The following is a 13,317-nucleotide window of genomic DNA, read 5'->3' as shown; positions in this document are numbered from 1 at the left end:
TCAGGAGATTCCGGCGGCGATCAGCGCGCGCACGGATTCGTCGAAATGCTTCGCCATGAGATCCGCCGCGGTGGTCGGGTCACCGGCAGCGATGGCCTCGCCGAGGCGGACGTGGATGTCGAGCATGAAGACCTGCTGTTCTTCTGTCGTGCGCGAGCGCCAGCCGATCGGCCAGGTCTGCCGGGTCACGCCGTCGAAGGCCCCGACGATCAGCGCGAAGATCGGGTTGGCTGCGGCCTTGGCGATCTCGAGATGCAACGCGATGTCGAGCTCCATCAGCCGCTGGGTATCGTCCCGTGAGGCCTGCATGCCTTTGGCCAGTTCAACGATCTTCTGACCCTGCGCCTCGCTGCGGCGCAGGGCCGCAAGGGTCGCCGTGCGGATTTCGATGGTGCGCCGAACATCGTAGATCTGCTGCACGGTAATCTGCTCAGTCACCACGCCGTGTTCGATGAGCAGCGACATGCTCCCATAGTCAAGCTGGGCGACGACCGCACGCTTGCCGGGGCTGAGGTCGATCAGGTGCAGCGCCGCCAACGCCCGAAAGGCTTCACGTACGACGGTGCGCGACACGCTGAGGTCTTTCGAGAACTGCGCCTCGCTTGGCAACCGGTCACCGGGTCCGAGCTCTTCGTTGCGGATATGCGCGGTGATCGCACCGACCGTGGTGCTCACGAGGTTTTCCGGTCCGCCGCTTCGCAAGTCCGCCTGCATCCGATCGTCACCACTTCCTAATAAACCTGTCATACAGGTTATGCTTGATCCTTTGATATTTTAACGCCAACATTCCTGTCAAGAATTTCTTGGGAGGATCGGATGTCTGGTGTGACACTGACAGTAGACGCGCGCGATATCGTCGGGGAAAGCCTTGTCTGGGACGACCGGAAAGGTTGCCTTTTCTGGGTGGACATCATCGGGCGGCGGCTGCACCGCTTCGACTCGGCAAACGGGCGCCACGAAACGTATCCGACGCCAGGGCGCGTGACGTCGATCGGGCTGCGGGCGGATGGCGGGGCGATCGTCGGGCTCGAGCGTCGCGTCACGCTCTGGGATTACACGGAAGGCTTCGAGACGCTGGCCGAGGTCGAACCGGAGAGCCCCGAAAACCGGCTGAACGAGGGCGTGGTCGGTCCCGACGGTGCGTTCTGGGTCGGCACCATGCAGAACAACATCGCCCGGGACGATGCTCCGAAGGACATCACGGCCAGTACCGGCGCGCTCTACCGCGTGACCGCGGATGGCGCGGTGGATGCCGTTTGCGATGACCGCTTCGGGATCACCAACACGATGGTCTGGACGGACGACGGCCGCTTCATCACCGCCGACACCCTGCAAAACACGCTTTATTCCTATGCCATCGACGCAAAAACCGGAATGCTGTCGGACCGCAGGACCATCGTGTCCGGGTTCGAGCGCGGCTTGCCTGATGGGTCGTGCCTCGATGCCGAGGGCTTCATCTGGAACTGCCGCGTGGTCGGCGGACATTGCGTGGCCCGGTTCGCGCCTGACGGCCGTTTGGACCGGATCGTCGAGTTGCCCTGTTCCTGGCCGACAAGCTGTGCCTTCGGCGGGGCGGGCCTGTCGACGCTCTACGTGACCTCGGCGCGGTTCACGATGGACGCGGATCACCTTGCCGCGCACCCGGAAGAAGGGGGTCTTTTCGCGCTGACCCCGGGCGTGCGCGGCCTTCCCTGCCACCGCTTCGGTGGCTGAGGACAGGTGTCCGAGGCAACGTGAAAACTGCTCGGCGCACGCGCGTAGTTCATATTGATAGGATTTAATTCTGCAAAAATAGTATTGATAATGAAATAAATAGTATCTATTAACGAGTGCATACCCGGCCGGTGCCGGGCAGGAGGTGCGCGGAACATCATGGATCAGGACACGGCCCCCGGGACGCGACTGTCGTCCGATGCCGCAAGCCAGGGACGGCGCGTGATGTCGGGCTGCCTGCGTGAGTTCGTCGGCGCGATCGTCACCGGCGAAATGCCCGAGGGCGAATTGCTGCCGCCCGAAGCCGACCTGATCGCGCGTTTCGGCGTCAGTCGCACGACGCTGCGCGAAACGATGCAGCACATGGTGGCGCAGGGTCTGATCCGGTCGCGTCCGCGCGCCGGAACGCTGGTCATGCCGCGCGCATCCTGGAACATGCTCGATCCGGTGGTTCTCGACGCGGCGCTCGATCATCCGCAGGACTTCGACTTCTACCGCGCGCTTCTCGAGGCGCGCGAGGTGCTGGAGCCCGCCGCCGCGCGCGCCGCTGCGCAGAATGCCGGGAACCGGGCGCTGCTGCGCGCGGCCGAAGCCTTTGAGGCGATGGTCGAAGCCAGCAGGCGCGACAACGAGACCTGGAGCCAGGCCGACCTCGATTTTCACACCGCGATCATCGAGGCGAGCGGCAACTGGGTCTTCGCGCAGTTCGGCATCGCGATCCGCGCGGCCCTGCTGGCCAGCTTCCGCAAGACCAACCGGGCCACGCAGTCCTTCGAGGATGCCCTCGAAATGCACCGCAAGGTGCTCGAGGCGATCCGGATGCGCCAGCCCGATGCCGCAGAGGCCGCGATGCGCGACCTGATCGCGCTGGCGCGGCGCGACATGGAGCAGATGCGCGGTGAAATCGACGGCGCGAGGAGAGGCGACGCATGAAGATCACCGGGATCACGGCGACGATCTGCAACGCGGAGATGCGCAACTGGATCTTCGTGCGCGTCGACACCGATGTGCCGGGGCTTTGCGGCTGGGGCGAGGCCACGCTCGAATGGAAGACCCGCGCCGTCACCGGAGCCATCGAGGACATCGCGCCGCTGCTGGTCGGAGAGGATCCGCGCAACATCGAGCAGTGTTTCCAGATCATGACCCGGCACGGTTTCTGGCGCATGGGCGTGATCGGCATGTCCGCGATCAGCGGCATCGAGATCGCGCTTTGGGACATCCTGGGCAAGTCGCTCGACACGCCGGTCTGGCGCCTGCTCGGCGGCCAGTGCCGCAGCCACCTGCGTACCTACACGCATCTCGGCATGGGCAGCATGACGTCGGTCTATGAAACCGAAGGGTCCGCGGAACTGGTCGAGCGGGGCAGGGCGGTCGTGCAGGCGGGCTATGGCGCGGTCAAGGTGGTCTCTATCCCTTATGCCCACTACACCGCACCGATCCGCGCCATCGACACGGTCGGCGCGGCAATGGACGAGCTGCGCTCGGCCCTTGGGCCGGACGTCGATATCATGGTCGATTTTCACGGGCGGCCCGCCTCGGCGACGCTGGCGCGGGATTTCCTGAAGGCGATCGCACCGGCCCGGCCGCTGTTCGCCGAGGAACCGGTGCCACCGGAGAACCTCGAGGCCTGCGCCGAGTTGGCACGGACCTCGCCGGTCACCATCGCCGCCGGAGAGCGGCTGATCGGGCGCGCGGGTTTCGACGCGGCGCTCAAGCTCGGGGCTTTTCACATCGCCCAGCCAGACATCTGCCATGTCGGTGGCCTGTGGGAGGCCAAGAAGATCGCCGCGCAGTGCGAGACGCAGGGCATCGGCGTGGCGCCGCACAACCCGCTGGGACCGATTGCCGGCGTTGCGGCGCTGCATTTCGGGATCTCGACACCGAACCACATCATCCAGGAAGAGATGGTCGGCGCGGTGCCGTGGTACGACGACGTCGTGGCCTGGCCCATCGACCGCAAGCCCGGACGCTGGGACCTACCCGAGGCGCCGGGGCTCGGCATCGAGGTGAACGAGGCCGAGATCGCCCGTCACCCCTTCGCGCAGGAAATCCTGCACACCCGCAACGCGGTGCTGCCTGACGGCACCATCGCGGACTGGTGAGCGCCATGGCGGGACGCCTGCAGGACAAGATCGCCATCGTGACCGGCGCCGGTCAGGGCATCGGAGCCGCCATTGCGCGCAGCTTCGCCGACGAGGGAGCGCAGGTCATTGTCGCCGAGATCAACGAGGTGACCGGGAAAGCCGTGGCCGAGGAGATCGGCGGCAGCTTTGTGCCATGCGACGTCACCCGGCAGCAGGACGTGGATGCGGCAGCGTCACACGCGCTGGATCGGTATGGGCGCATCGACATTCTGGTCAACAACGCCGGGGCCAATGTCTTTCACCTGCCGCACGAGATGCCGCGTTCGGAATGGGCGCGCTGCATGGCGCTCGACCTCGAGGCCTGCTGGGCGATGACCGAGGCGGTGCTGCCCGCCATGCGCCGGCAGGCGTCGGGCGCGGTGGTCAACATCGCCAGCGCGCACGGGTTCAAGATCATCCCGCACTGCTTTCCCTACCCGGTAGCCAAGCACGGGCTGATCGGCCTGACCCGCGCTCTGGGCATCGAATACGCCGCCGAAGGCATCCGGGTGAACGCCATCGCACCCGGCTATATCGACACCGAAATCGCGCAGACCTACTGGGCCGGTTTCGACGATCCGGCCGCCGAACGCCGAAAGGCCGAGGAGCTGCACCCGCCGCGCCGCATCGGTAGCCCCGACGAGGTGGCGATGACGGCCGTTTTCCTCGCCTCGGACGAGGCGCCCTTCATCAATGCCGAGGCGATCGTCATCGACGGCGGGCGATCCGTTCTTTTTCACGACTGACACGCGATACATGGGAGGTATCAAAATGAAGAGACTTGCATCCACAGCCCTCGCTGCGCTGCTGCCCCTGGCGGCCTTCGCGCAGGACGATCTGAAGATCGGCTATATCAACAAGATGGGCGACCATCCGTGGTTCGTGGCCGAGGTGGCCGGTGCCGCCGAAGCCGCCGAGGCCGGCGGCGCGGAGTTCGTCAGCCAGGACGTTCAGTTCAACGCGGATCTGACGATCACGACGCTCGACACGATGATAGGCGACGGGGTCGACGGCATCGCCATCGTGGTGCCGGACCGGGCTCTGGGGCCTGTGGTCGCCGCGCGCGCCGCCGCGGCCGGCGTGCCGCTGATCGCGGTCGACGACGACATCCAGGACGAGGCCGGCAACCCGGTGCCTTACGTCGGGCTCAACGCCTTCGCCATCGGCGAGCGCGTGGGCGAGGAGCTGGCCGGGTTCTACGAAGAAGCCGGCTGGGACGCGGGATCGGTCGGCATCGTCTCGATCGAAGACCGCAAGGCCGACACCTGCATGCAGCGCAACGGCGGGGCCGAGCAGGCGTTGCTCGCGAACTCGGACCTGACCGAGGATCAGATCATCCGTGCGGCCTATGACAACACGATGGTCAATGCCATCGACGTGATGACCACGACGATGACCGCGAACCCGCAGTACGAGCACTGGATCTTCTATGCCTGCAACGACGACGGCGTGCTGGGTGCGGCGCGGGCGATGGAGAACTCGGGCTACCCGGCGGAGAATGGCATCGGCATCGGTATCGACGGCAGCCGCGCCTGCGACGCCTTCGGCAACGGGCGTGCCTCGGCCTACCGCGGCACCATGTGGCTGAACTCGGCCAATCACGGCCGCGACGCGGTGACGCTGTTGCTGGCCGCGATCAAGGACGGGCAGGAGCTGCCGATGACGACCTATTCGGACCCCGAGTTCATCACGATGGACAACTTCGGGGATTACCAGGCCAAGCTCTGCGGCTGAGCAAACCGGACCGGGCGGCGAGTAGGCCGCCCGGTTTATCCGCGCAAGACACGGGGGAGCGTTCGCATGGCACCGCCATTCCTGAAGACCGAGGGCCTGACCAAGCATTTCGGCCCCGTGCGCGCCCTGACGGACGTCTCGATCGAGGCGCGCGCGGGCGAGATCCTGGCGCTGGTCGGCGAGAATGGCGCGGGCAAGTCGACTCTGACGCGCCTGCTCGAAGGGGTGTTTCCGCCGACGCGCGGGACGATCCATGTCGAGGGGGCGGAGGCGCGCTTCGCACAGCCGCGCGAGGCGCATCAGGCCGGCATCCGGGTGATCCACCAGGAACCCGAGATCGTGCCGGACCTGTCGGTGGCCGAGAACATCTTTACCGGCGACCTGCCACGGCGCGGACGGTTCTTTCTCGACTGGTCGCGGTTGCAGGCGGGCACGCAGGCGCTGCTCGAGACCTTCGGAATGACGGGCGAGCTGCATCCGCGGCAGCTTTGCAGCGGGCTCGGGCCCGCGCAGCGACAGATGATCGAGATCATGCGCGCGGTTCAGGCGGGCGGCAGGCTGATCGCCTTCGACGAGCCGACCTCGTCGCTGACCGACGAAGAGACGCGGCGGCTGTTCAAACTGATCCGGCGGCTGCGCGACGAGGGGGTCGCGATCATCTACATCTCTCACCGCCTGGCCGAGATCACCGAACTGGCAGACCGCATCGCCGTCCTGCGCGACGGCGAACTGGTCGAGGACCTGCCGGCCGAAGGCGTGACCGAGCAGGAAATCACGCGCTACATGGTGGGCCGGCCACTTTCGGACCTCTTCCCGCAGCGGCAGCCTGAAATGGGCGACGTGGTCCTGAGCGTTCAGGACATGTCGACGGAACACGTCGACGACATTTCCTTTGACCTGAGAGCCGGCGAGGTGCTCGGCATCGGCGGGCTGATCGGCGCGGGACGCTCGGAGCTTGCCAAGGGCGTGTTCGGTTTTCATCGCCGCACGGGTGGTTCCGTCAGTCTCGCCGGGGTCGAACTGCCCTCGGGCGACACGGGTGCGGCGATCGCCGCCGGGCTGGGCTTCGCGCCCGAGGACCGCAAGGACGAGGCGCTTCTGCTGTTGCAGACGATACTCGAGAACGCCGTGCTCTGCGTGCCCGAAAAGGTCTCGAAGGCGGGGTTCTTCAGCCGGGGCCGGGCGCTCGACCTGATCGGGGGCATCTCGGGGCAGATGCGGCTCAAGGCGTCCTCGCTCGACGCGCCGGTCACGTCGCTCTCGGGTGGCAACCAGCAGAAGGTCGTGCTGACGCGCTGGCTGGCCTGCGATCTCAAGGTGCTGATCCTCGACGAGCCGACACGCGGAATCGACGTCGGCGCGCGGTCCGAGATCTACGACCTGATCCGCAAGCTGACCGACCGGAACGGGCTGGGTGTCATCGTCATCTCTTCCGAGATGCCGGAATTGCTGGGGCTGTCGGACCGCATCCTCGTCATGGCCGACGGGCGCATCCGCGCCGAACTCGACCGCGCAGAGGCAAATGAGGAAGCCATCATGGCCGCCGCCATCCCGCAGGGAAGGGCGGCGCCGCAAAGAGAACTTGAGGGAGTCGGGCGATGACCGATCAGACTGCAAATTCGCGGCGTGACGGGTTTGCGCTGCACCGGATGGCCGAGCGCATCGGCATTCACAACATCAGCCTTCTGGTGGCGCTGATCGCGCTTCTGGTGATCTTCGGCGTGCTGCGCGGCGACGTGTTCTTTTCCGCGCGCAACCTTCTCAACATCGGCATGGGTGTGGCGATACTCGGGGTGCTGGCGATCTCGCAGACTGGTGTGATCGTCTCGGGCGGGCTCGACATCTCGGTCGGCTCCATCGTTGGGCTGACGACGGTGGCGACCGCCATGGCGATCCAGTCGACGGGGTTGGCCGGAGCCGGTATCGTGGCAGGCCTTGTCGTCGGGGCGCTGGCGGGGCTGGTGAACGGGCTTCTGGTCACCTACGGGCGGATCAACGCGGTGATCGTGACGCTTGGGACGATGGCGATCTTTCGCGGGATCGCCTTCATCCTTTCGGACGGGCAGTCGATCTCGATCTTCAGCGACGCCTTCCGCTGGATCGGCACCGGCCGCATCCTCGGCCTGCCGGTGCCGCTGTGGATCCTCATGGCGGTTGCCGCGGGGTTCTACGTCTTCATGCACAAGAGCATCGTCGGGCGGAACTACTATGCCATCGGGGGCAACCCGGTGGTGGCGCGGCTTTCGGGTCTCAACATCCCGCGCTACCGGGTGGCGATCTATATCGTCTCGGGCGTCATGGCCGGCATCGGCGGCGTGCTTCTGGCGGCGCGCACCGGGTCGGGGCAACCGATCTCGGGGTCCGACGGGCTCGAGCTCGAGGCGATCACGGCGGCCTTCCTCGGCGGTTGTGCGATGCAGGGCGGGCGCGGCACGGTGATCGGGGCGCTGCTGGGCGTCGCGATCATCGGCGTGCTCAACAACGGCATGATCCTGACGGCGGTGCCGACCTTCTACCAGATGCTCGCCAAGGGCACGCTGTTGATCCTTGCGGTGTTCCTCGCCGAGTACCGCCTGAACAAGACCTGACGCCTCAGAAGATGTCGGGCTCTGGCACCGGCTTGCCGAAGTCGGTGCGCAGGAAGTCGAAGTCGCAACCCTTGTCGGCCTGTTCGATGTGCTTGGAGAACATGTAGCCGTAGCCGCGTTCATAGCGCGGCTCCGGCTGCGACCAGTTCTCGCTCCGCCGCGCCAGTTCCGCGTCCGAGAGGTCGACCCGCAGTATCCGGTTCGGCACGTCGAGTTCGATGATGTCGCCGGTCTCGATCAGTGCCAGAGGCCCGCCGACGAAGGCTTCGGGCGCGACATGCAGAATGCAGGCGCCGTAGGAGGTGCCGGACATGCGCGCGTCGCTCAGCCGGACCATGTCGCGGTGCCCGTCTTTCAGCAGCGCCTGCGGCATCGGGATCATGCCCCATTCCGGCATCCCAGGCCCGCCCTGTGGGCCCGCGTTGCGCAGCACCATCACGTGATCGGGCGTCATCGGGTAATCGGGATCGCTGATGATCTTCTTCAGCTCGGGATAGCTGTCGGCGACGATGGCGGGGCCGCGATGACGGTGGAACTTCGGGTCGCAGGCGGCGGGCTTGATGACCGCCCCGTCGGGCGCGAGGTTGCCGCGCAGCACGGCAAGCGATCCTTCGTGATAGACCGGATTCGAGAGCGGGCGGATCACGTCGTCGTTGTAATTGACCGCGCCTTCGATGTTCTCGCCCAGCGTCTTCCCGTTCACCGTCAGGGCCGAGAGGTCGAGCCGGTCACGCATCTCGGCCATCAGCGCGGGCAGGCCGCCGGCGTAGTAGAAATCCTCCATCAGGTAGTCTTTGCCGGAAGGCCGAATGTTCGCCAGCACCGGCACCTCGTGCCCAATCCGGTCGAGGTCGTCGAGCTGCCAGTCGATCCCGGCCCGGCCGGCCATCGCAATCAGGTGGATGATGGCGTTGGTCGAACAGCCGGTCGCCATCGCGACGGCGGTGGCGTTGGCGGTCGCGGCGCGGGTCACGATCCTGTCGGGCGTCAGGTCCTCCCAGACCATCTCGACGATGCGCCGCCCGCAGGCCGCCGACATACGCTTGTGCCCGGCGTCCGGCGCCGGAATCGAGGACGCGCCGGGCAGGGTCAGCCCGAAGGCCTCGGCGATCGACATCATGGTCGAGGCGGTGCCCATCGTCATGCAGGTGCCGTAGCTGCGCGCGATGCCGCCCTGCACGCCGTCCCATTGCTCCTTGCCGATGGTGCCGGCGCGGCGTTCGTCCCAGTATTTCCAGATATCGGTGCCCGATCCCAGCTTTTGCCCGGCGTAGTTTCCGCGCAGCATTGCGCCGGCGGGCAGGAAGATGAAGGGCAGGCCCATGCTGAGCGCGCCCATGATCAGCGCCGGCGTGGACTTGTCGCAACCGCCCAGCAGCACGACCCCATCGACAGGGTGCGAGCGCAGCGTCTCCTCCACCTCCATCGCGCCCATGTTGCGGTAAAGCATCGAGGTCGGCTTCAGGAACTGTTCCGAGAAATCGTGCACCGGCAGCTCGGCGGGCATGCCGCCGGCCTGAAGGATGCCCTTGCGCACGAACTCGGCCCGGTCGCGCAGGTGGTGGTGACAGGGCGAGAGATCCGACCAGGTGTTGATGATTGCGATGACCGGCTTGCCCTCCCAGTCCTCGCCGTCGAGCCCCATCTGCATCGCCCGCGAGCGGTGGCCCATCGAGCGCAGGTCGTCGGGCGCGAACCACCGGGCGGAGCGGAGATCTTCGGGGCGTTTAGGCATGGCGGATCCTTGGGTCAGGAAATGGGCTGGGCGAATGTGAACATGAGCAGCACGATCAGGCCGGCCAGGACCAGTCCGAGAATCCAGGGCCAGAATCCGTAGCCGTTGATGTCGTCGTCGGAGTCGCGTCCGATCATGGCAGCCTCCTCAATTCAAGAGCTCGGGCAGAAACAGTGCGATCTGCGGAAACATCATCACAAGCACCAGCCCCGTGATCTGAAGCGCGATGAAGGGCAGCACGGCGATGAAGATCTCCTGCAGGGTCACGTCCTTCGGCGCCACCGATTTCAGCCAGAAACAGGCCGGGCCGAAGGGCGGCGAGAGGAAATAGATCTGGATGTTCATCACGAAGAGTATGCCGAACCAGATCTTGGCCTGGTCTTCGGTCAGGCCCAGTTCGGGGGCGAGCGTCATCACCACGGGCGCGAAGACCGGAACGGTGATGAGCACGATGGCGATCCATTCCATGAATGTTCCGAGCACCATCAGGATCAGCATCATCACGATCACGGTGCCCATCGCCGAAAGCCCCAGGTCGAGGAACAGCGAGCGGATGAAGTCGCCGCCGCCGACGAGGTTGAAGATGCCCACAAAGCTGACCGCGCCGAGGATCAGCCAGATGATCGTGCCGACGGTGGTCATGGTCCCGAGCAGCGAGGCCGAGATCACGGCCCAGTTGAAGCGGTTGCGCACCGCGGCGATGAAAAGCGCGCCGATGCAGCCGACCGCGGCGCTTTCGGTCACCGAGGCGACGCCCCCGTAGATCGACCCCATGACCATCGTGATCAGGATGATGCACAGGATCACCGCGGTCATCCGCTCGCGCGACATCTTTTGTTGTGTGCCGGTTATCTCGGCGACCTCAGCGGCGGTCGGGGCCATTGAGGGGTTGAGATTGACGCGGATCAGCGCGTAGCCGGCATAAAAAGTCGCCAGCATGATCCCTGGCACCGCGCCGGCCATGAAGAGGTCACCGATGCCGACCTCTGCCGAGACGCCGTAGACGATGGTGATGATCGACGGCGGGATCAGCGTGGCCAGCGCGCCCGAGGCGCAGATCAGCCCGATCGAGAGCTTGCGATCATAGCCCAGTCGGAACATCTGCGGCAGGGCCACGAGACCCAGCATGACGATCTCGCCGCCCATGACGCCCGACATGGCGGCGAGAATCACGGCGACGACGGTGGTCTGCACCGCGACGCCGCCGCGCAGGTTTCCGGCAAAGATCGACATGGCGTCGAAGAGATCCTCGGCGATGCCCGCGCGTTCGAGGATCGAGGCCATGAGCACGAAGAACGGCACGGCGACAAGCGAGTAGTGTTCGAGCAGGCCGACCGCGTTCGAGCTGACCAGAAACAGGCCGCGCGGCCCGAAGAACCCGACCGCCATTATCACCGAGACGAACAGCGTCACGATGCCCAGCGGCATGCCGGTCATCATCAGCGCCACCAGCAGCAGCACCATGATCATCGAGATCGTGCCGAGGTCCATGCCGCGCAGGTTCAGCGCCTGCGAGGGATCCATCGCGCTGCCGATGCCCGAGATGAAATTGGAGAAGACCCCGAAAGCTTCGATGCCGAGCGCATGGCTCAGGAACGCCGAGAGGAAGTAGACGACGAAGTAGACGGCGACGACCTTGACCGCCAGCCGCGCGGCGCGGGAGGTCAGATGCCGGTAGAGATTCGTCATCAGCTGCGCGAGGTACATGAAGGCGCCGAGGACCATCAGCGACTTCATCATCATCGGGAGGGGCGAGTTGAAGGCGGAGCCTGATTTCTCGATCCGCCGCACGCTGTCATAGGCACGGATCGGCGCGTCGGTCAGCAGCATGTAAAGCGCGATCACACCGATCACCATCGCGAAAAGCTCGAGCCACCAGCGCTGCGCGGGGCTGGCGATGTTGTGGATCACGGTGATCGAGATGTGGCGCTTCTTCATCGTCACGTAGCCCGCCGACAACATCCAGGCGGCGGCGACGACGACCATGACCGTCTCGAAGGCCCAGAAGGTGGGCTTGTTCAGCACGTAGCGGGAAAAGACCTCGTAGAGCGTCGCGAGTGCGGCGATCAGGTAGAAGGTCGAGATGGCGATGCCGGTGACGTGGCTGACGTGTTCGACCGGCCCGTAGGCACTGCGCGGCAGGTCCGGGGCATCGTCCGCAGGGGTCTGCGCCGCGATCTCGATGTCCGTCGTCTCGAGGACCCTGTCGTACTTCTCGCTCATCGCCTTGCCCTCGTCTGCCCGGTTCTGCCCGGCTCCCGCGGGAGCGGCGCCGCCCCGGGGCCGGCCCGGGACGCGCGCGTTTTACTGGGTGGCCGCCTCAGAGCAGGCCGGCCTCCTTCATGAAGGCGACATGCGCGTCAAAGACTTCCTTGGCGAGATCAGAGCCCGCGGCGAAGTCGTTCCAGGCGGCCTGTGCGATTTCACGCAGCGCGTCGCGCTCTTCCTGTGGCCAGTCGATCACCTCGATCTCGCCGGCGGCCTTGTCACGGGCCACGAGCTGCCGGTCGAGCCGGTCGAAATGCTGGCGCAAGCCGTTGTAGGCGGCGAGGTACCAAGTTTCGAGCGCCACGCGCTCCTGCTCGGAAAGCTCGTCATAGACCGCCTGGCTGACCGTGAACTGCAGGATCGGGGTCGAGTGGATGCCGGGGAAGATCGGGTACTTCGCGATCTTGTGCATGCCGTTGGCATCGTTGTTGGCATAGGCCGAATTGTCGGCGGCGTCGATCACGCCCTTTTCCAGCGCGCCGTAGGTTTCCGAACCGGACATCGACACCGGCGCCGCACCTGCGCGCTTGAAGACATCGGCCGCAAGGCCCTCGGGAGAGCGGATCTTCAGCCCTTCGAGATCGGCGACACCGCGCACCGGCACCTTGGATACAAAAGCCTCGCGGGCATAAGCGCCACAGCCGATGACATGCACGCCCGGGAAATGGGTGTCGTAGAGCTTTTGCAGCATCTCCTTGCCGCCACCCTGGGCACAGAAAGCCTGGATCTGGTCGGCGCTGTCATACCCCGCGATGAGGTCGCCCATCAGTGCGAAGGCCGGATCGATCCCGGCGAAGTAGTTGATCGAGGTGAGATCGCCATCGAGAATGCCGACCGCGATCGCCTCGGCGGTCTCCCGCCGGGGCACGACGGCGTCGACGGGAAGCAGTTCCACGGTCAGCGCGCCGCCCGTCATCGTCTCGAGCTTCGGCACCCATTCCTCGTTGAGGTAGGCCAGCGAGGCGTGGCTCGCATTCGACGAGGTCTGGATTTTCAGAACCCGGTCGGCGGCCTGCGCCGCGCCCGCAGCGACTCCCAACACCGCCGCTATGGCAAGGGTTTTTCCCAACGCGTTGATCTTCATGACACTCCTCCCGAAGTCAGTGGATCGCGAACGGCCACGCCGTCCTTCTAATTCGTCAACTGATATATTAGT

12 protein-coding genes are annotated in these 13,317 nt (G+C 65.7%); 7 read left to right on the top strand and 5 right to left on the bottom strand.

Annotated elements, in window-relative coordinates; genetic code table 11:
- The gene (locus tag R5H30_RS15320; RefSeq protein WP_318329377.1) at positions 1-675 is read right to left on the bottom strand and encodes a FadR/GntR family transcriptional regulator; all 675 of its coding nucleotides are present in this window, start codon (positions 673-675) and stop codon (positions 1-3) included.
- Between the two features lie 150 nt (positions 676-825).
- On the opposite strand from R5H30_RS15320, the gene R5H30_RS15315 reads away from it, so the two are divergent.
- The 7 genes from R5H30_RS15315 to R5H30_RS15285 all read left to right on the top strand — a co-directional run bounded on the left by R5H30_RS15315 (position 826) and on the right by R5H30_RS15285 (position 8,158).
- Positions 826-1,713, top strand: coding sequence for an SMP-30/gluconolactonase/LRE family protein (locus tag R5H30_RS15315; RefSeq protein WP_318329376.1), 888 nt, complete (start codon positions 826-828; stop codon positions 1,711-1,713).
- A gap of 159 nt (positions 1,714-1,872) precedes the next feature.
- Positions 1,873-2,646, top strand: coding sequence for a FadR/GntR family transcriptional regulator (locus tag R5H30_RS15310; RefSeq protein ID WP_318329375.1), 774 nt, complete (start codon positions 1,873-1,875; stop codon positions 2,644-2,646).
- Positions 2,643-3,815, top strand: a complete 1,173-nt coding sequence (gene dgoD / locus R5H30_RS15305) for a galactonate dehydratase (protein WP_318329374.1) — start codon at positions 2,643-2,645, stop codon at positions 3,813-3,815. Before R5H30_RS15310 ends, dgoD begins: the two co-directional genes overlap by 4 nt.
- Before the next feature lie 5 nt (positions 3,816-3,820).
- The gene (locus tag R5H30_RS15300) at positions 3,821-4,582 is read left to right on the top strand and encodes an SDR family oxidoreductase (RefSeq protein ID WP_318329373.1); all 762 of its coding nucleotides are present in this window, start codon (positions 3,821-3,823) and stop codon (positions 4,580-4,582) included.
- 25 nt (positions 4,583-4,607) lie between these two features.
- Positions 4,608-5,570, top strand: coding sequence for a substrate-binding domain-containing protein (locus R5H30_RS15295; protein ID WP_318329371.1), 963 nt, complete (start codon positions 4,608-4,610; stop codon positions 5,568-5,570).
- A gap of 66 nt (positions 5,571-5,636) precedes the next feature.
- A complete protein-coding gene (locus tag R5H30_RS15290; RefSeq protein ID WP_318329369.1) occupies positions 5,637-7,172 on the top strand; it encodes a sugar ABC transporter ATP-binding protein in 1,536 nt (511 codons plus the stop codon).
- On the top strand, positions 7,169-8,158 hold the full coding sequence (locus tag R5H30_RS15285) for an ABC transporter permease (protein ID WP_318329368.1): 990 nt from the start codon (positions 7,169-7,171) through the stop codon (positions 8,156-8,158). Before R5H30_RS15290 ends, R5H30_RS15285 begins: the two co-directional genes overlap by 4 nt.
- A gap of 4 nt (positions 8,159-8,162) precedes the next feature.
- On the opposite strand, the gene araD is transcribed toward R5H30_RS15285, so the two are convergent.
- The 4 genes from araD to R5H30_RS15265 form a co-directional block, all read right to left on the bottom strand.
- Positions 8,163-9,893 (bottom strand): L-arabinonate dehydratase, encoded by a 1,731-nt coding sequence (gene araD, locus R5H30_RS15280; protein WP_318329367.1) that lies wholly within the window; start codon positions 9,891-9,893, stop codon positions 8,163-8,165.
- A 14-nt stretch (positions 9,894-9,907) separates the two neighbouring features.
- Entirely contained in the window at positions 9,908-10,030 is a 123-nt protein-coding gene (locus R5H30_RS15275) for a dihydroxy-acid dehydratase (protein WP_318329366.1), read from the bottom strand.
- Between the two features lie 10 nt (positions 10,031-10,040).
- Positions 10,041-12,116 (bottom strand): TRAP transporter large permease subunit, encoded by a 2,076-nt coding sequence (locus tag R5H30_RS15270; protein WP_318329365.1) that lies wholly within the window; start codon positions 12,114-12,116, stop codon positions 10,041-10,043.
- Between the two features lie 97 nt (positions 12,117-12,213).
- A complete protein-coding gene (locus R5H30_RS15265; RefSeq protein WP_318329364.1) occupies positions 12,214-13,245 on the bottom strand; it encodes a TRAP transporter substrate-binding protein in 1,032 nt (343 codons plus the stop codon).
- Between the last annotated feature and the right edge of the window lie 72 nt (positions 13,246-13,317).

The sequence above is a fragment of the Roseobacter sp. FCG-D35 genome (genome assembly GCF_033436665.1).
Classification (GTDB): domain Bacteria; phylum Pseudomonadota; class Alphaproteobacteria; order Rhodobacterales; family Rhodobacteraceae; genus JAWQFO01.
This window is presented reverse-complemented; position numbering and strand designations above follow the sequence as displayed.

What these genes read in the sequence shown, in the direction of transcription:
- araD (WP_318329367.1), bottom strand. Translation starts at nt 9,893, where the DNA reads ATGCCTAAACGCCCCGAAGATCTCCGCTCCGCCCGGTGGTTCGCGCCC.
- R5H30_RS15295 (WP_318329371.1), top strand. Translation starts at nt 4,608, where the DNA reads ATGAAGAGACTTGCATCCACAGCCCTCGCTGCGCTGCTGCCCCTGGCG.
- R5H30_RS15270 (WP_318329365.1), bottom strand. Translation starts at nt 12,116, where the DNA reads ATGAGCGAGAAGTACGACAGGGTCCTCGAGACGACGGACATCGAGATC.
- dgoD (WP_318329374.1), top strand. Translation starts at nt 2,643, where the DNA reads ATGAAGATCACCGGGATCACGGCGACGATCTGCAACGCGGAGATGCGC.
- R5H30_RS15285 (WP_318329368.1), top strand. Translation starts at nt 7,169, where the DNA reads ATGACCGATCAGACTGCAAATTCGCGGCGTGACGGGTTTGCGCTGCAC.
- R5H30_RS15290 (WP_318329369.1), top strand. Translation starts at nt 5,637, where the DNA reads ATGGCACCGCCATTCCTGAAGACCGAGGGCCTGACCAAGCATTTCGGC.
- R5H30_RS15265 (WP_318329364.1), bottom strand. Translation starts at nt 13,245, where the DNA reads ATGAAGATCAACGCGTTGGGAAAAACCCTTGCCATAGCGGCGGTGTTG.
- R5H30_RS15275 (WP_318329366.1), bottom strand. Translation starts at nt 10,030, where the DNA reads ATGATCGGACGCGACTCCGACGACGACATCAACGGCTACGGATTCTGG.
- R5H30_RS15300 (WP_318329373.1), top strand. Translation starts at nt 3,821, where the DNA reads ATGGCGGGACGCCTGCAGGACAAGATCGCCATCGTGACCGGCGCCGGT.
- R5H30_RS15310 (WP_318329375.1), top strand. Translation starts at nt 1,873, where the DNA reads ATGGATCAGGACACGGCCCCCGGGACGCGACTGTCGTCCGATGCCGCA.